This is a genomic window from Dyella silvatica (assembly GCF_026283955.1).
GTDB classification, from domain to species: domain Bacteria; phylum Pseudomonadota; class Gammaproteobacteria; order Xanthomonadales; family Rhodanobacteraceae; genus Dyella_C; species Dyella_C silvatica.
On sequence record NZ_JAPDPE010000106.1, the window covers coordinates 1 to 18802 of the forward strand.

Here is an 18802-nt window from a genome sequence, read left to right on the forward strand (position 1 = left end):
GCTCGAAGGCCATGCGATGCAATTCATGAACCTGGCCTACCAGGCTTCATCCGATTGCGATGTGCTGGTGGCCAATGTGCCGCACCTGGGCGGCAGCTTTGCCGAGCTGGGCAAGATTCCCAGCCTGCATCTGGCGTACTTCCCGCATATCCCCACCCGCTCGTTTGCGCCGGCCACGGCCAAATACGACATCGGCCTGCTCAATCCGCTGGCCTACCGCATCGAGGCACGGGTGCTGGAAAAACCCTTTTTGCCGATGATTAACCGCTGGCGCAGTCACAAGGGCCTGGCGCCGTTGCCGCTGGGCCGCAACGACGGACGTATGGACGGCTATCGCCAGCCGGTGCTGCACCCCTTCAGTCGCTATCTGTGCCCGCCGCCACGCGAATGGGACGGCCGCGCCGAGGCGATTGGTTTCTTGCAGCTTCCGGTCGAACAAGGCTGGACGCCGCCGGCCGACCTGGACCGCTTCATCGATAGCGGCAGCGCGCCGATCTATATCGGCTTTGGCAGCATGGTCGGTGCCGACCCCGAGCGGGTCACCGGCATCGTGCTGCGGGCGCTTGCCGGTACCGGCATCCGCGCGGTGCTGCATGGCGGCTGGGGCGGCCTGGCCATCAGGCAGACCGAGGTCCCGGTGCACTTCCTGCAGGGCGACGTGCCGCATTCCGCCTTGTTCGCACGGATGGCGGCGGTGGTGCACCACGGCGGCCCCGGCACCATCGCCACCGCCTTGCGCCTGGGCCTGCCGCAGTTGTCGGTGCCGTTTATTCCCGACCAACGCTTCTGGGGCCGCCGTCTGGCCCGCAACGGCCTGGGGCCGTCGCCCATCGATATCGACAAGCTCAGCGTAAGCAAGCTGCGCAGCGCCCTGCGCCAGCTGGTCTCGACCGCGAGCTACCGCGAGCGCGCGCAACTCATGCGCCGCCAGGTCAACAGCGAAAACGCCGGCCACCACGCGGTAGTCACGATCGAATCGCTAGTCAGTTCGTCGACCTCGCCAGTCCGCCAGGCAGCCGTTACTTCATCTTTTCGCGCAGAGCTTACTCATGGCACATGAACTATCCGCCGGCAACCTGCCGATTGCCGTGATCGGCATGGCCGCCGTGCTGCCTAAGGCACGCAACCTGCGTGATTACTGGACCCATATTCTCAACGGCAGTGAATGCATCGAACCGGTGCCGGGCAGCCGCTGGCGGCTGGACCAGTACTACGACCCGAATCCGGCCGCGGCGGACAAAACCTATTCCGACCGCGGCGGCTTCATCCCGGACATCGCCTTCGATCCGCTGCTGTTCGGCATTCCGCCAAAAAATTTCCCCGCCACCGACAGCGCCCAGCTATATGCGCTGGCGGTCGCGCGCCAGGCGCTGCTGGATGCCGGTTATGCCGCCGAAAGCAGCAGCCCGGGGCGGCGCCCGCCGAGTGGGCGTAGCGGCGTGGTGCTGGGCATTTCCGGCACCACCATCAATCTCGCCTACGAGATGGCCCGGCGCAGCGAAATTCCCAAATGGCGCGACGCGTTGCGTCAGGCCGGGGTCGACGAAGCGGCGATCAGCGCCGTCGCCAACGCCATGGGCGAGTACTACCCGCAGTGGACCGAAGATACCTTTCCAGGCTTTCTCGCCAACATCGTCGCCGGCCGCATCGCCAACCGTTTCGGTCTCGGCGGCGCCAGCCATGTGGTCGACGCGGCCTGTGCCAGTTCGCTGGCTGCGGTACGGCTGGCCTGCCAGGAACTGCGCAGCGGCGCCGCCGACCTGATGATTAGCGGCGGTATCGATACCGACAATTCGCAAGTCACTTTTCTCAGCTTCAGCAAAACCCCGGCCTTGTCCAAGAGCGGCAAGGTGCGCGCCTTCGACAACGAGGCCGACGGCACGCTGATATCCGAAGGTGTGGCGATGCTGGTGCTCAAACGGCTCGCCGATGCGCAAGCCGACGGCGACCGCATCTACGGGGTGATTCGCGGCACCGGCGCCAGCACCGACGCGGCCGGTGGCGCCATTTACGCGCCGCGCAGCGAAGGCCAGGTTCGCGCCTTGCGCAGTGCTTATGCCGACGCGGGTTTTGCGCCGAACAGCATCGGCCTGGTTGAAGCGCACGCCACCGGCACCGCCGTCGGCGACGCGGTGGAGATCGAATCGCTGCAACAGGTGCTCGAAGGCGCCGCCGTGCCGGTGGCCCTGGGCAGCGTGAAATCGCAAATCGGCCACACCAAGGCCGCCGCCGGTGCCGCCAGCCTGATCAAAACCATGCTGGCGCTGCATCACAAGATATTGCCGCCGACCGCGAATGTGCAGCAGCCGACTGCGCGCTTTAGCGAACACGGCCCGCTTTATCTGCCCAGACAGGCCCGCCCCTGGCAAACCCATGCCGGCGTGCCGCGCCGTGCCGGGGTCAGTGCGTTCGGCTTCGGCGGCGCCAATGTGCATCTGGCGCTGGAGGAATACATCGCCGGCAACGAACCGGCCATGCCGCTGAGCACCGGTCACCGCGGCGTGCTGCCGATACTGCTAAGTGCGGCGACACCCGCGGCGCTGGCGCAACAATGCCGCGAGCTCGCCGCGCAATGGACGCAGAACCCGGATCACTCGCAGCCGTGGCCAGATACACCGCCGGCCCGCGAGCATCCGCGACTGGGCTTGATTGCTACCGATGTTGCAGCAGCCATCACGCTCTTGCACAAGGCCGCCGACGCGCTGACCCAGCGCAGCGCGGACGCCGAATGGACGCTTGATCACGCCGTGCACTATCGGCAACGCGCCATTGATGATGACGCCCAAGTGGTCGCCGTATTCAGCGGGCAAGGCGCGCAAACCGTCGGCATGGGCGCGCGGCTGGTCATCGATTTCCCCGTGCTGCGCAGTATCTTCGACGCGTTCGACCATGAGGCCGCAGCGCGTGGCCTCAGCCCCATCTCCAGCCTGCTCTACCCGCCCGAGGCGATGACCCCGGCGCAGGCGCAGGCGCAGCGCCAGGCACTGACCCCGACCTTGTATGCACAGACCTCGATCGGCGCCTACAACATGGCCGTCTATACGCTATTGCGCGATAGTGGCCTGCAACCCGCGCTCGCGCTGGGCCATAGTTTCGGCGAGCTCTCTGCGCTATGGGCCGCCGGCAGCCTCGACGATGCGGCTTACCGTAAGGCGGTATTCGCACGCGGCATCGCGATGACGCCACCGGCCGATCTCGCGCCAGGCGGCCTGCTCGCCTTGAACGCCGATGAGCAGCAAACCCGTGCGCTGTTGCCGCAGTTGCCCGGCCTGAGCCTGGCCAACCTCAACAGCCCCCGGCAAACCGTGGTCGGCGGCACCGCCGAGGCGCTGGAACATGCCTTGCCGATACTCAAGCAAGCCAACATCGGCACCGTGCGCATTCCGGTGGCGGCGGCTTTTCATACCGCGCATATCGACTATGCCAACGCGCCATGGCGTGACGCCTTGAGCACTATCGAAGTGCAGGCGCCACAGTTGCCGGTGTTGGCCAATCTGAGTGCACAAGCTTATCCAGCCAGCGCCGACGCGGTGCGCGAACTCTTGCAGCGGCAGCCGTTCAATCCCGTGCGCTTTCGCGAACAGATCGAGGCCGCGCATGCCGCCGGCGGACGAATCTTTGTCGAGATCGGGCCGCGTGCCATTCTCACCCGCCTGGTCGGCGAGATTCTTGCCGACCAGGCGCACGTCGCGCTGGCAGTCGCCGCCGATCCCGCCGCGGATGACAGCCGGCAGATTCAACAAGCCATGCTGCAGCTCGCCGTGCTCGGCCTGCCGCTGCGGCTGCGGGTTCCGCCGCAGGACCAGGTCGAGAGCAGCGCCTTGACGATGATGGTTAGCGCGCCCCACGCCAAGTTCACTAACCGCGCCGAGTGGCCGCACGTCGACTATGTGCCGCCAGCCACAGCGGCCGCTGTCGCGCCGGTACCGACCAGCCCACCCGTAGCGGCAGCGCCAGCCGCCAGCGAACGCGTCTGGCACGCGCAGCAAGCGCTGGCCGAAACGCATCGGCATTTTCTCGATGGACAACTCGAACTGGCGCGCACCCTGGCACAGCACGCTCCATCCGCCGAAGTGCTGGCGCAGATCGAGCGCGGCCAGGCCCAGGCGATGGCCTTGCACCTGAGCTTTTTGCAAGGTCAGCAAACACTGTTGAGTGAATGCGCGATCCCGACGCCGACGCGGCCACCCATCGGGGTGACCGCGCCTACGCCGATATCGGTTCCGCTGATCGCCAGCGAAGTCATGACCCGCGCGGCAGCCGAGGCCGTCGTCGTTGCCCCGGCCATCCCGGCAGCGGCTATGGCGCCTGCAGCCACGCATGCCAGCAGCGACATCCGTGCGTTACTGCTACGCATCGTTGCGGACAAGACCGGCTTTCCGCTGGAGATGCTGACGCCCGATATGCGGCTGGAAGCCGACCTCGGTGTCGACTCGATCAAGCGGGTGGAAATTCTTGCCGGCGTGCGCGATGCGCTCGGTATCGCGGACCAGGGCAACGCGGGCGACGAACTGCGCAACGCGGCGACCATCAGCGACATCGCCAGCTTGCTGGCCCGCCATGTGCCTGCCGGCGCACCGTTGACGCACAGCGCCGCCGTGACGCCCATGCCAGCCGTCAGCGCGCCGGTCAGTGCCAGCCCGATCCACGCCAGCCCGGTGGCCAGCGCCACCCTGGTGGATATCGGCGCCTTGCTATTGCGTATCGTGGCCGAGAAAACGGGGTTTCCCGCCGACATGCTGACGCCCGATATGCGGCTGGAAGCCGACCTCGGCGTCGACTCGATCAAGCGCGTGGAAATTCTTGCCGGGCTGCGCGATGCACTCGGCATCGCCGACAGCGGCATGGCCGGTGACGAGCTGCGCCATGCTGCCACCATGCGCGAGATCGCCGCCTTGCTGCGCGCGCATAGCCATGCCGTGGCGGCACCTTCGGTCTCCTCAAGCACCACGCAAGCCGAAGCCGGCTCGACCACGCTTGCCGATATCGGCACGCTGCTGTTGCGCATCGTCGCCGAGAAAACCGGCTTCCCCGCCGACATGCTGACGCCCGACATGCGGCTGGAATCCGACCTGGGTGTCGACTCGATCAAGCGCGTGGAGATTCTTGCCGGCGTGCGCGAAGCGCTCGGCATTACCGATCGCGACGGCGCCAGCGACGAACTGCGCAACGCCGCAACCCTGGCGGAAATCGCCGCCTTGCTCGGCCGCTATACCGCCGCACCGTCAACGGCGGCGAGCGCAACAGACGATCACGCCGTGCCGGTTGCACCGACTCACGAGGATCACCGCCCGCTCGCGGTTTGTGCCGTGCCCATCGCGGCGCCGCTGCCACCGCGCGCGCAAACCGATATCTCCTCAGGCAATGTTTGGCTGATCGCCGATGGCAGCGCGCTCACCGCCGCTACCGCCGCCACGCTGCGGCGTCATGGCTATCGTCCGCTGGTCCTGGCCCTGGCCGGCTGGACCGCTGTCGAACAACCCGATGGCGACGTGCGCGCCGATGATCTTGGCACCGATGGCCTCGGCACTGATGACATCGGAACCCACCCCATCCACACCGATATCGAGCATCTCAACGAACGGCTCAGCGCGATCGCGGCCGACTACGGCCAACCGCAAAGCGTGCTGTTGCTGCAGCCGGAAACGGCGGCGACGCCAAGCCGCCAACGGCTGGCGCTGGCGTTGCGGCTCGTGCAGATGCTGCTGCCGTGGCAGCCGCGCAGCATCCTCGGCATGGCGCGTATGGACGGCCGTCTCGGTGTCGACGGCGGTGGCGACAGCGTCGGCGGTGGGCTGGCCGGCTTGCTCAAGACGCTGCGTCATGAGCATCCCGAGATCGCCGCGCGCTTCGTCGATCTCGCGCCGCAACTGGGCGCATCGGCCGCCGCCGAACACCTGCTGCAAGAACTGCACGACTGCAACAAGGCGGCGGCAGATGGCAGCGCGATACCCAGCCTGCTGGCCTATCCGGCCGAGTGCGGCTGGAATGCGCAGGGCCGCTGGACCCTGGCTTGCACCGAGGCGCCGCCACAGCACGCCGGTTCCTTGGCGCCGATGCAGGCCGGCGAACTGGTCTTGGTCACCGGTGGCGCGCGTGGCATCACCGCGCGCTGCATCGAGGCGCTGGCGGCAGCCGTGCCGGCGCACTTTGTGCTGCTCGGGCGTACCACGCTGGACGATGCCGAGCCGGCATGGGCACAAGGCATCGAAGACCATGCCGTGCTGAAAGCACAGGCCCTGCGGCATCTGCGCGAAAGCGGCGCGCAACCGACCCCGCGCATGCTCGACGATGCCTGCCGTGCGGTACTGGCTGCCCGCGAAGTGCGCAGCAACCTGCAAGCCTTGCGTGCGCACGGCGCCAAGGTCAGTTATCACGCCGTCGATCTTGGCGACGCCGACGCCACGCGCCAAACCATCCACGCCTTGATCACCGCGCACGGCCCGGTCAAAACCTTGATACATGGTGCCGGCGCACTGGCCGACCGGCGCATTGCCGACAAAACCTCGCACGACATCGAAACCGTACTGCGGCCGAAACTCGATGCCTTGCTGACCTTGATCGAGGTCTTGCGCGAACAACCGCCCAGCCGGGTGTTGCTGTTCTCGTCGACCGCGGGTTATTCGGGCAATGAGGGCCAGTCCGATTACGCGATGGCCAACGAAGCGCTGAGCAAACTCGCCTATCGACTGGCCCGTGGCTGGCCCGGCTCACGCATCGTCTCGCTGGCCTGGGGGCCGTGGGAAGGCGGCATGGTCAACGACGCGCTGAAAAAACTGTTCGCCGATCGCGGCATCCGGCTGTTGCCGGTCGCGGTGGGCACGGCGATTTTTACCGCCGCCGCCTTGTCATGCCACGCTGGCGGTTATCAGTTCGTGGTCGGCGCTACGCTGCCGCTGGCCGGCGCCGGAGCATCCAGCGCAGGTCGCTTGCACATCCAGCGTACGTTCTCGCCGCAGAGCGATGCCTTGATCGATCAACATCGCATTGCCGGGCATGCGGTATTGCCATCGACCTGGATCGCCGCCTGGATGGTCGATACCGCGGCGCGCTGGCTGGGCCGCCGCATCGCCACGCTGGAGGCTTATCGCATTTTCAAAGGGGTGGTGTTCGACAGCCCCGCGCCTTGCACGCTGACCTTGCAACTCACCGTCGAAAACGACGCCGTGGTGCAGGCCAGCGTGGTCGATGCGCAAGGCCGGCCGCGCTTTGCCGGCACGCTGCGACTGGACCAGGTACTGGCCGAGCGCCAACGCGAATGGCCATCCGTCGATACCAGCGTATGCGATCCGGCGGCTTATCTGAGCGGGCCGATTCAGTACGGCCCCGGCTTTCGCGGGGTCGAGTCGGTGCTCAGCCTGGACTCGCAAGGCGCGTTGATCGAATGCCGCATTCCGGAGCATGTCGCCGACAGCGGCAGCGGCGATGGCATCGGTGCGCTGACCTTCGACATCGCCAGCCATGCCTGCCTGATCTGGTTGATGCAGTGTCATCAAGCGGCTTGCCTGCCCGCATCGATGGGCCGCCTGTGCATGCGCGGCGATGCGCCGATGCCACGGCATTTCTTCGTCGCCATGCAGCTGCGCGTTTTCGACGGGGTCAGGTTCGGCTGCGATTTCGAACTGTGCTCCAGCGACGGCAAAGTGTTTGCGACCTATGACGATTTCGCCGCCACCGTGGTCGATGCCGATAGCGCGCTATGGACCAAGGCGATGCGCACGGGAAACCCGGCCAGCGAGGAGATCGCCTGATGTTGCCGCTGGATATTGTCGGCATCGGCTGTCTGTTGCCGGATGCCGAAACACTGCAAGCGTTCTGGCGCAACCTGGATCAAGGCAAACGCTCGATTCGCCAGGCCGATGCCGCTGACTGGGGAGTCGACCCACGGCGTTTTCTGGCCAGCGGCGGCCAGGCCGACCGCACGCCAAGCATCGAGATCGCCAAACCGCGCCACTACCGTTTCGATCCGCAGGGCTACCGCTTGCCGGCAACCTTTCTGGCCGAACAGGATCGCTGCCTGCAATGGCCGCTGGCAGTCGCCCGCCATGCACTTAGCGATGCCGGCCTGTGGCCCGATACCAATGGACGGCTAAACCGCATCGGCCTGTTGCTCGGCAGCTATGCCTGGGCGGTGGGCGCCGCCACCGACGCGCAGACCCGGCCGCTGTATGAGCAGGCGGTGGCCGCGGCTTTTGCCACGGCCTGTCCCGAGGCATCGCTGCAGCTGGCGCCGGGCCGCGCCATGCCGGGCACGCATCCGCAGTCGGCGCGCATCGGCGGCGGCCTCACCAGCACCATCGCCCGTGCGCTGGGCCTGGGCGGCCCGCGCTATTCACTGGATGCCGCCTGCGCCACCTCGCTGTATGCCTTGCGACTGGCCGCCTCGCATATCGCTGCCGGCGAAGCCGATGCGATGCTGGTAGTGGCCGCCAGCGCGTTCGACTCGCTCTACGCCAACCTCGGCTTTGCCGCCACCCAGGCGCTGCCCGACGGCAGCCTCAGCCGTCCCTTCGATGCGCGCTCGGCCGGTCTGGCGCCGGGCGAAGGCGCCATCGCCATGCTGGTACGCCGAGCCGAAACGGGCGCCGCCAGCTACGGGGTGATTCGCGCGATCGGCTTGTCTAGCGATGGTCGCGGGCAAACGCTTACTGCGCCCAGCGCCAAAGGACAACGACTAGCCTGCGAGCGCGCTTATCGCGATGCCGGCATCACGCCGGCCAGCGTCGCCTATGTCGAATGCCACGCCACCGGCACCCAGATGGGTGACCGGGTCGAGCTGGAAACCATGAGCCAGGTCTTCGGGCCGGGCCAGCCGGTGGGTTCGGTGAAATCCAATCTCGGCCATCTGCTGACCGCCGCCGGCGCCGCCGGATTGCTCAAGATCGTACTGGCGATGCGCGAAGGCAGCATTCCAGCCACGGTCGGCATCGAGCAACCGTTGAGCGGACTCGACGGCGACGGCGCCGACATCGTGTGCAGCAAGCGCCACTGGCCCGATGGCCTGCGTCGCGCCGCGGTCAATGCGTTCGGTTTTGGCGGCGTCAACGCGCATCTGATTGTCGATGCGCCCGGTGTCGATGTAGCCGGCGCGGATATGCCGCTTGCCACGCCCAGCGCCCCTAGCGAACCAGCGCTAGTGACCGGCATGGCGGCCACCATCGGCGATTGCGCCGATCTCCACGCGGTGGCGCATGCGCTGCAGCAGGCACAGCCACGCCTACGCGAGATGCCAGCCTCGCGTCATGCCGGCCTGCCCTTTGCCGCGCCGCGCGGCGCTTATCTCGATCGCGTCGCCATCGACGCCTTGCGGCTGCGCCTGCCACCCAACGACCTTGAGCGCCTGCATCCGCAGCAGCCATTGATGCTTGCGGTAGGCGATGCCGCGCTGCGCGATGCCGGCATCGCGGCGGGTTCGCGCACCGCGGTCATCATCGCGGCGAGCATGGATCACGGCGTGCATCGCTTGCTGGCGCGCTGGGAAAGCGGCTGGCGTCTTGCCGATGCACTGGATGCCGCCGGCCTGCCGCTTAGCGAGGCGCAGCGCCAACAACTGGCGCAAGCCGTTGCCGACGCCTTGCACCAACCGGCCGATGCCGCGGTGGCGCTGGGTTATATCGGCAATCTGCTGGCCAGCCGCATCGCCGCCCTGTGGGATTTTTCCGGCCCGGCCTTCACCCTGTCCGGCGACGAAACCACCGCGCTGCGCGCGCTCGATGTCGGCGCGCGCCTGCTCGCCGAAGGCGAAGCCGATGCCGTACTGGTAGGCGCCATCGACCTGGCCGGTGCCATCGAGAACCTGCTTATTCGCCGCTTGAATGGCGAAGAAAGCGGCGCCGCGCTGGCCGAAGGTGCCTGCGCCGTGGTGCTGGAGCCGGCCGCGGCAGTGGCCGCCCGCCAGGCGCGCGGCTACGCCCAATGGCGTGGCGCCGGCTTCGCCGACAAGCTTGGCGAAGCCGCCGAACAGGCGCGGCAACACGCCGGTTTGAATGCCGAAGAACTTATCGAGCTGCTCGACATCGGCGCGCTGGGTGCCGACGGAGGGTCCAAACCGCTAGCACTGCGCGGCTGCCCCGCACTGGCCAGCAGCGCGGCGGTATTCGGGCACAGTCGCATGCTGGCGCCGCTGCTTGGCGTCGTGCACATGGCACTCGCCTTGAGCGCACGGATGTTGCCGGCCTGGGCCGGCTGGAGCGAAACACAGCAGGGCGCGCTAAGCGAAGGCGAGGCTTACGTGCCAGCCGAAGCCACCCCCTGGTTTCGCCGCCACGGTGGCCGACGCCTGGCCGCCGTATACGCTGCCGACCGCGACGGCAGTGTGGCTCAAGCCTGTTTGGGCGAAGCGCCGCAGGGTTTATCGCGCGCCGTGCCAGAACCGGCCTTGCCGTTGTTGCTGGCGATTACCGCGGATCATCGCGACGCCTTGCTGGAGCGCCTGCGCGCGTCGATAACCGAGCCTGCCGAACTGGCCGCGCGATGTCAGCGCGCCATGCGCGACTACGATGCCAACGCCCCGCTGGCGCTGGTGTTGCTGGCTGAAGATGCTGCGGCGTTGCTGGAAGAAATCCGCGCGGCATTGGCGCAAATCCCCACCGCGCAAGACTGGCAATCGCCGCGCGGCAGCCGCTTTACCGCGCAACCGCTGGGACGCGAAGGCGCGGTGGCGCTGGTGTATTCGCCGTTGAATACCGCCTTTAGCGGGCTGGCGCGCGGCGTGACCTCGTTGCTGCCCAGCGCGATGGACGCGCTGGATCAAAACTATCGCGATGTCGGCGAAACCATCGGCGCCGCCCTGCTTTATCCACGGCAACTGGCGCCGCTGGATGCGGAATCGCGCATGCAGGTCGAGCATGACAAAGCCGCCGTGCGCGAAAGCTGGCAACTCGCCGAAGGCGAAGCGGTCGACTGGGTCAACTATCTGCTGCTCGCGCCAGCGGCCGAGGTGTTGGCCGCGGCCGCTGGCGAAGCACGCGCCTACGTTAGCCTGATCAACTCACCCGATGAGGTGACCCTGGTCGGCGAGCGCGCCGCCTGCGCGCGCGTGCTGAGCCGCTTGGGCATTAACGCGATTGCCGCCCCGGATAGCCTGGTGGTGCATTGCGCACCGGCGGCGCTGGAGCGTGAGCGGATTGCCACCGTGTGCACCCCGCAGCAAGTGGGTGCGGCGCCGCCTGGCCTGCTGTTCGCCGGTGGCGCGCCGGCGCAATGGACGCCGCAAGCGATCGCCGAACGCGTTGCCAGCGATCTGGTCTCGCCACTGGATTTCAACGCACTCACCGAACAAGCCTATGCGCTCGGCGCACGGCTGTTTCTGGAAATGGGCCCCGGCGCGAATGCCAGCCGCTGGATCGGCAAGACCTTAAAAGGACGTCCACACGCCTGCTTCGCGATGAGCCGCCGCGATCACGATGATCGCCTCGGTTTCGCCAAGCTGGTAGCGCTGCTGGTCGCCCATCGCGTGCCGCTGCAGCTGGCGTCGGTGTGGCGCCTGCCTGATGAGCCAAGCAAGGCCCCGGCGTTGTTCAAAGACCTGCACTTTGGCCAACCGCCGCTGGTCGATGGCCTGGTCGCCAGCCTGCGCAAGCAAGGCCTGGATCGGGTTCTGCAACAGGCGGCACAGGCGCGTCGATTCGAGCAGGCCACGCCTGTCGCCCCAGTGCAGGCGGTGGTCGCGCCGCTGTCGGCAGATTCGTCCGTGCCGGCCATCCCGGCATCGACAGCGTCACTGCCACCGCTCAACGATGCGGCGTTGGGCATCGCCGCGCGTCATGCGCAGGCCCACCGCGCCTATCTCGATCTGCATCGGCAAAGTCTGCGCGCCCTGCTCGGCCAACCGTCCCTCAACCCAGCGGCAGCAGTCGCCGAGCATCAGCACGCCACGTCCATAGCGCGCCCCCCGACAGCGGCGCTCTACGACGAATCGGCGGTGATGGAATTCGCCGAAGGCCGCGTCTCGCATGTGTTCGGCCCGGCTTATGCGGCGGCCGACCGCATGCCGCGCCGCCTGCGTTTGCCGGGGCCGCCGTTTCTCGCGCTGAGCCGGGTCACCCAGTTATCGGGTACGCATGGTCAATTGCATGGCAGCCACATCCGCACCGAGTTCGATATTCCCAACCCGGCCTGGAATGCCGTTGACGGCCAGACGGTGTATCTCGCGCTGGATGCGCAAGGCGTATTGTTTCTTGCCAGCTGGCTCGGTATTGACGCGCAGAACCAGGGGCGCCGCGCCTATCGTTGGCTGGATGCCACACTGACTTTTCTCGGCAATACACCGCTGGCGGGTGAATGCGTCGAGTACGACATCAACATCGTCGAGTCGTTTCGCAACGGTGACGCGCTGCTGTTCAAAACCGAGTTCCTCGCCCGCACGCGGGACCGCCCGTTGTTGAAGATCGAGCGCTGCACCGCCGGCTTTTTCACCTATGAAGAACTCGCCACCGGTGCGGGTATCGGCCCGCAGCATATGAGCCGGCGGCAACCGGCGGCAGCGCCTTTCGTGCCGCCGCTGCAGCCCCCTTCGCGCCCGCTGGAAACCGCGGACCTGGTCGCGCTGGCAGCTGGCGACATCGCCCAGGTGCTGTCGCCGGCGCATGCCTGCGGCGGGCGTAATCCCTCGCTGCGAATGCCGCCGACGATCATGCATATGATCGAGCGTATCGCCTATATCCACAGTACCGGCGGGGTCTGCGGGCTGGGGCGTAGCGCGGCCGAGTTCCGGCTTGATCCGCTGCATTGGGCGATTCGCGCGCACTTCAAGGACGACCCGGTATTTCCCGGGCCGTGCATGCTCGAAGGCGCGTTTCAACTCTTGCAGGCGCACGCCTTGGCGCTAGGCCTGGCCAGCGGTTTACGCGATGCGCGTTTCCAGCCGGTGATCGAGCGGCCGGTCGAGGTGCGTTTTCGCGCCCAGGTGTTGCCGCGCAACCAACTGTTCGGCTATCGCGCCGAAATCATCGCGATCGGCCTGTCGCCCGAACCGTATCTGATCGCCGATATCGATCTGCTCGACGAAGGCCGCGTGGCGGGCCGTATCGAAGGGCTGGGTGTGCGCCTGGTCGGCACGCCCATCACCGCGCCCGCCCTCGCCACTCACGCGCAGACACAAGGAGCCCTTGCATGACCCCTGTTGCCACTCACCATGTTGCGGTTACCGCCGAAACCCTCGGCAGCGCCGCGTTTCGGCAGCGCTACGGCCTGCGCCTGAGTTATATGGCCGGCGCCATGGCCAACGGCATTGCCGGCGAAGCGCTGGTGGAGGCCTTGCTGCGTGCCGGTTGCCTGGCCAGCTTTGGTGCGGCGGGCTTGCCGCTGCCGCGCGTGCAAGCGGCGATTTCGCACTTGCGCGGCGCGCTGCCGGGCAAACCGCTGTGCTTCAATTTGATCCACACGCCGGACAACCCCGCGCACGAACGCGCGGCGGTGGAGTTGTATCTTCGCGAGCGCATCGAGATCGTCGAAGCCTCGGCCTTCATGGCCTTGACGCCGGCGCTGGTGCTGTACCGCGCCCGCGGCGCGCATATCGACAGCCACGGTCAGGCGCATGCCCAGCAGCGGCTGATCGCGAAGATTTCGCGGCGCGAAGTCGCCCAGGCGTTTATGCGCCCGGCGCCCGAAGCCATGCTGCTGGCCTTGCAAAGCGAAGGCGCGCTCAGCGCCAGCGAAGTCGCCGCGGCGCGCTTGCTGCCGATGGCCGACGATGTCACGGTGGAGGCCGATTCCGGCGGCCACACCGATAGGCAATCGCTGCTTTGCGCATGGCCGTCGCTGGCGGCGTTGCGCGCGCAGATCGCCCATGAATTTCCGCCTGCGGCGAACGTCGGCCTGGGCGCAGGCGGTGGCCTGGGCACCCCCGAATCGATCGCCGCGGCGTTTGCGATGGGCGTGGACTATGTGGTGACCGGCTCGATCAATCAGGCCTGCGTGGAAGCGTCCACCTCCGATGCGGTGAAAAAACTTTTGGCCAGTGCCGGGCCAGCCGATGTCAGCATGGCGCCGGCCGCCGACATGTTCGAGCTTGGCGTCAGCGTGCAGGTGCTCAAGCGCGGCAGCATGTTTGCCGCCCGCGCCAATCAGCTATGGGAGCTGTACCGCTATCACCCCTCGCTGGACGCGGTGCCGGCGAACGAGCGCGAACGATTGGAGCAGCAGATTTTTCTGCAGCCGCTAAGCCACATAGAAGCGGAAACGCTGGCCTTCTGGCAGCAACGCCACCCGGCGCTGGCCGAACGCGCCAGGCAAGACCCGCGCACGATGATGGGCCTGGTGTTTCGCTGGTATCTGGGGCAAAGCTCGCGCTGGGCGATCCAGGGCGAGGTCTCTCGCGTACTCGATTATCAGGTGTGGTGCGGCCAGGCGATGGGCGCCTTCAATGCATGGGCCGCCGGCGGCGTATTCGCGCAACCGCAGCAGCGCCGCGCGGCGGACATCGCGCAGGCCTTGATGAGTCAGGCGGCCATGCATGTGCAGCGTTTCATTACGCAGCTCACCGCGACACCGGCGCTGGCATCACCGGCGCCCCGAAGCAAGGCGCCGATCGCGGCCAGTGTCTTCGCGCCTGCCGCTACCGCCACGGCCAGCGACGATATCGACCTGCAAGAGTGGCTGATGGAGCAGATCGCCAAAGAGGCCGGCGTAAGCATCGAGGATATCGACCCGCGCCGCACGTTTGAAAGCTACGCCCTGGACTCGGCCCATGCCCTGCTTTTGCTCAGCCAGCTGGAGCAACGGCTGTCGCTGAAGCTGTCGCCGACCCTGGTGTGGAACTACCCCACCATCGAAAAACTCGCCGCCCGCCTGCAGCAGATGGCCGATGAAGCGCCCGCGCGGCAGCGGGTTCCCGCCTGAGCGATGAACGCCACTCGCCTGCCGTATCGGCGACGCCATAGGCGTCGCCCCTCCACTGCCCGTCCATCAACCTGACGTCTTGTATTCATGCAGAGAGCTTTATGACCCCTACCGCAGAAACCTCAACCCGATTGAACGAGTTCATCGCCGGTGGCGCCGCCGACACGGTGCTGCTGCGCCAGCTGCGTCAAATCATCGAAGCCAGCGCCGACGCCACCCCGGCACGCGATCCACGCGCGCCGCTGCGCTTGTTGTTGGCCGGCTATAACGGCGGCGGCAACACCGGTGCCGACGTGCGCGTAGCGGAAATGATCCGGCAGATCCGCGCCATTCTCGGCCGCGAGCATGTGCGTATCGGCTTGATCGCCACCGGTGAAACGCTGCCGCTGGAACTCGCTGACGAGATCAAGCCCGAATTGATCACCGACTATCTGCCTGACTTTCTGGAGCGCACGCTACGCCACTACGACGGCGTGATCGCCTGCGAAGGCTCGATGTTCAAATCGAACTTTTCCAGCTCGCTGGCTGCCTTCATGGGCGGCAGCCTGGGCATTGCCGCGGCCAGCCAGCGGCTGGCGGTGGGCTACGGCGCCGAGGCCGGCCGGATGGAACCGAGCATGGCGCAGTTCGTTACCGAGCTCGGCGACGGCCCGTTGATTCTCTGCCGCAACCGCGAATCGCAAACCCTGCTGGACGGGCTCGGCTTGCGCACACGCTTGGGCGCGGACACCGCATGGACATATCAGGCCTTGCCCGAAGCCGCCGTGCAGCATCGCCTGCGCTTGCTCGGCATCGACCGGCGCCCGTTGCTGGTGGTGTGCCCGGTGAATCCCTTCTGGTGGCCGGTCAAGCCGGATCTGGTCAAAGCCTACGAACTCGAGCAACACGGCGCGCATAAAGACCTGCATTACGCCGCGATGATGTTTCACGCCGACAGCGCGGAGATTCGCCGCAACTACACCGCCTATCTCGACGCCATCGCCAACGCGGCAAAGCAATGGCAGCAGGACAACCACGGCAGCGTGCTGATCATCGGCATGGATCGGGTCGACCGCCGTGCCTGCGCCGAACTTGCCGCGCGCTTCAGCAGCGCGCCGCCGGTGATCTACAGCGGCGATGTTTCGCCAGGCGCCATCGTCGGCATGCTGCGCTCGGCCGACCTGCTGCTCAGCTCGCGCTTCCACGCCATCGTCACCAGCATGCAGGCCGGTGTGCCGGCGGTCGGCATCAGCATGGACGAGCGCATTGCCAACCTGCTGGGTGAAGGCGAAAACGAGCGCCGCCTGCTACGCGCCGACAGCCCGCAATTGGCCGAGCAGATTCTGCCCGCGCTGCGCTATGCCCAGGCCGAACGCGAAGCCATTGGCGCCGCCGTGCAGCGCTTCGTCGCCGAGCAGCTGCGTGCGATGGGCGCGATGGGCAAACACTTTGCCGAAGAAGCGCAGCGCTTTCACCCCGAACTCAACACCCCGGGTGCACAAGCCGGTTGGGACGCCTATTTGCCGCCGATGCATCCCGAACTGCACGCGCTATTGGAAAGGAGCCTTTGACATGAACATACGCAACCGCAATGCCGCCTGGGTGCACGCCATTCTCGACGAGCTGTCGCACGCCGGGGTTTGCCAGGCAGTGGTTTCCGCCGGCGGACGATCGTTTGCGCTGCTGGCAGGCATCAGCGCCATCGGCTGGGAAATCGCCCACGTACAAACCGACGAGCGCGCCGCCGGCTTTCTGGCGCTGGGCTTGGCCAAGGCCACGCGCAAGCCGGTGGCGATTGCCGTCACCTCGGGCTCATCCGTCGCCAATCTGCTGCCCGCGCTGGTCGAAGCCGACAACACCGATGTGCCGCTTATCGTGATCACCGCCGACCGCCCCAAAGGCGGCCACAAAGCCGGCATGCCGCAAACAACCAATCAGATCGGGCTATGCGCTGCCGTGGTGCGCGCCGCGCTGGACCTGGACAACCCCACCGACCGGTCCGCTGACATCGAAGCCCTGCGCGCAAAGGTCGCCGAGCTGCTACCGCATTTGATCGGCGAGCGACGCGGCCCGGTGCAGATCAATGTGCCGATGGAGGGCAAAGTCAGCTCGGCCGATCCGCTGCCCAATTGGGAAGCCCCGCTGCTGAGCGAGCTGGCCCGCTCGGGCCGCACTGGCAGCCAGGGTGAGCGACTGCCGATGCGCGACCTGCCCGCCAACCCGGCACCAGCACGCGACTGGGAGGGGCTGGTTACCCGGCTAGGCCTGCGGCCCGGCCTGAAAGGCATCATCGTCGCCTCGTCGGACTGCCCGCTGTCGCCACAGGCTGCCGCCAAGTTGTCGCAACAGCTCGGCTATCCACTGCTGGCCGATGCGTTGTCCGGCTTGCGCCGCCCGCAGATGCCTAATCTGTTGACCACCGGCGACATCATGGTGGCCACCGCACAAGTGCAGCCCGAGCTGGTGATTCGGCTCGGTGGCCTACCGGTGTCGCAGTTTATGCAGAACTGGCTTAGCGGCCTGTCCGCCCCGGTGTTGCGGCTAGACCACAAACATATCGAAGCGGATTTCCTGACCCCGCGATTCGAGTTGATACAGCATCCCGACGAACACGACCTGGCACAGCTCAGCGCTATTCTCGGACCCGGCGATGCCCAGTGGCGCAAACAGTGGCTAAGCCGCGGCAAAATCATCGAAGCGGTGTTATCGCAGACCATCGCCGAACTGCCCTGGGGCGAATGCCAGGCGGTATTCACGGTGTTGGCGCAAAAGGGCTACGACTTCGTACACATCGCCAACTCCATGACCACGCGGCATGCCAATCTGCTGATGCCGGCGGCCGAACAAGACGTCTACTCCAATCGCGGCGTACTTGGCATCGACGGCACCTTGTCGACCTTTATCGGCGAACTGCACGGTGCTGCATCGCGTGGCTTGCTGCTGATCGGCGACCAGACCTTTCTGCACGACCTGAGCGGGCTGGAGGCCACGCGCATCCCCGGCTTGCGCGGCACCATCTGCGTCACCAACAACAGCGGCGCCGCGTTGTTCGATGTGATTGGCGTAGAACTGGATAGCGTCGCGCCCGGCTTCAAGGCGATGATCCGCAACCCGCCGGGTTACCGCATCGGCCCCGCCGCCGCCGCATTCGGCATGGCGCACACGCGCTGCGAGTCCATCGAGGAACTGCAGCAAGCCCTGGCCCAGGCCCGCTCGGCCGAAGGCGTGCAGGTGATCGAGATGGTCGTGCCCGCCGATTCGCTGCGCCGCGACGTGATGCCGATCTATGCCGCCGCGATGCGGGCAAGCGCCGCCCCTGTCGAAGCCCTGGCCAGCGACCCGGCCTGAAAAACCGGCAAGCGCGCCCGTCGATGGAACGACGGGTGTGCCTTGTCTAGGCAGGTGCAACCTCGCGCGGACAATCACTGCCGTTGGCCGCAACCAACGACCAAGCCATCAGGAATCTCGTCGGTGCTTGCGCTGAAAACGATGAAGCAGACGAGGGCGATAGGCGTCCTTGCTCTGCGGATGGGCCGGTTTCCGGCGCTTCTTGCGATCCTCGCGATCCTTGCGAAGCTGATCGCGAACCGCATAACAAAACGCGATCAGCATAAACCCGCTGTAAAGCATCGACATACGCCAATTACCCCAGCCAGTGCAATGAAACAGGCAACTGGCCAAAACGCTTGCTGCAAAAACACTCGCCATACCTAGCATACCTAGCATTCCTTGCTTTCCCAGGTGCTCATGGTGAGGTCGCCTATCACGCGCCGCAACTCCCCCGATAACTACGGCGGCTTACTTAATTATTTAACCGCAGCCGATTTTCTTGCCGCCGCAAATAATCGCAAGAAATAACGATGGCTGACATTATTGGAATCATGATTCTTCACGTTTTCTTACACTCCGGCCATCCCAAAATATAAACGTTTGGTTTTAAGCTACGATCCACTTGATGCAGGGGCGGCGCATGCATCGATTA

At 66.3% G+C, this 18802-nt stretch carries 7 protein-coding genes; 6 read left to right on the plus strand and 1 reads right to left on the minus strand.

Annotation, left to right across the window (positions count from 1 at the left end):
* The 6 genes from OUZ52_RS17865 to menD form a co-directional block, all read left to right on the plus strand.
* On the plus strand, positions 1 to 1060 hold a 1060-nt coding region (locus OUZ52_RS17865; RefSeq protein WP_266159887.1), incomplete at its 5' end, for a glycosyltransferase.
* Positions 1050 to 7751 carry a type I polyketide synthase gene (locus OUZ52_RS17870; protein ID WP_266159888.1) on the plus strand — a complete coding sequence of 2234 codons (6702 nt, stop codon included), beginning with the start codon at positions 1050 to 1052 and terminating at the stop codon, positions 7749 to 7751. The genes OUZ52_RS17865 and OUZ52_RS17870, both read left to right, overlap by 11 nt.
* Complete coding sequence (locus tag OUZ52_RS17875) at positions 7751 to 13117, plus strand: beta-ketoacyl synthase N-terminal-like domain-containing protein (RefSeq protein WP_266159889.1); 5367 nt, start codon at positions 7751 to 7753, stop codon at positions 13115 to 13117. The genes OUZ52_RS17870 and OUZ52_RS17875 overlap by 1 nt, the downstream gene beginning before the upstream one ends.
* On the plus strand, positions 13114 to 14841 hold the full coding sequence (locus OUZ52_RS17880; RefSeq protein ID WP_266159890.1) for a PfaD family polyunsaturated fatty acid/polyketide biosynthesis protein: 1728 nt from the start codon (positions 13114 to 13116) through the stop codon (positions 14839 to 14841). Before OUZ52_RS17875 ends, OUZ52_RS17880 begins: the two co-directional genes overlap by 4 nt.
* Positions 14842 to 14942: 101 nt before the next feature.
* Positions 14943 to 16391, plus strand: a complete 1449-nt coding sequence (locus OUZ52_RS17885) for a polysaccharide pyruvyl transferase family protein (protein ID WP_266159891.1) — start codon at positions 14943 to 14945, stop codon at positions 16389 to 16391.
* A 1-nt stretch (position 16392) separates the two neighbouring features.
* Positions 16393 to 18168 (plus strand): 2-succinyl-5-enolpyruvyl-6-hydroxy-3-cyclohexene-1-carboxylic-acid synthase, encoded by a 1776-nt coding sequence (gene menD / locus OUZ52_RS17890; RefSeq protein WP_266159892.1) that lies wholly within the window; start codon positions 16393 to 16395, stop codon positions 18166 to 18168.
* A 108-nt stretch (positions 18169 to 18276) separates the two neighbouring features.
* On the opposite strand, the gene OUZ52_RS17895 is transcribed toward menD, so the two are convergent.
* Entirely contained in the window at positions 18277 to 18456 is a 180-nt protein-coding gene (locus tag OUZ52_RS17895; RefSeq protein WP_266159893.1) for a hypothetical protein, read from the minus strand.
* Between the last annotated feature and the right edge of the window lie 346 nt (positions 18457 to 18802).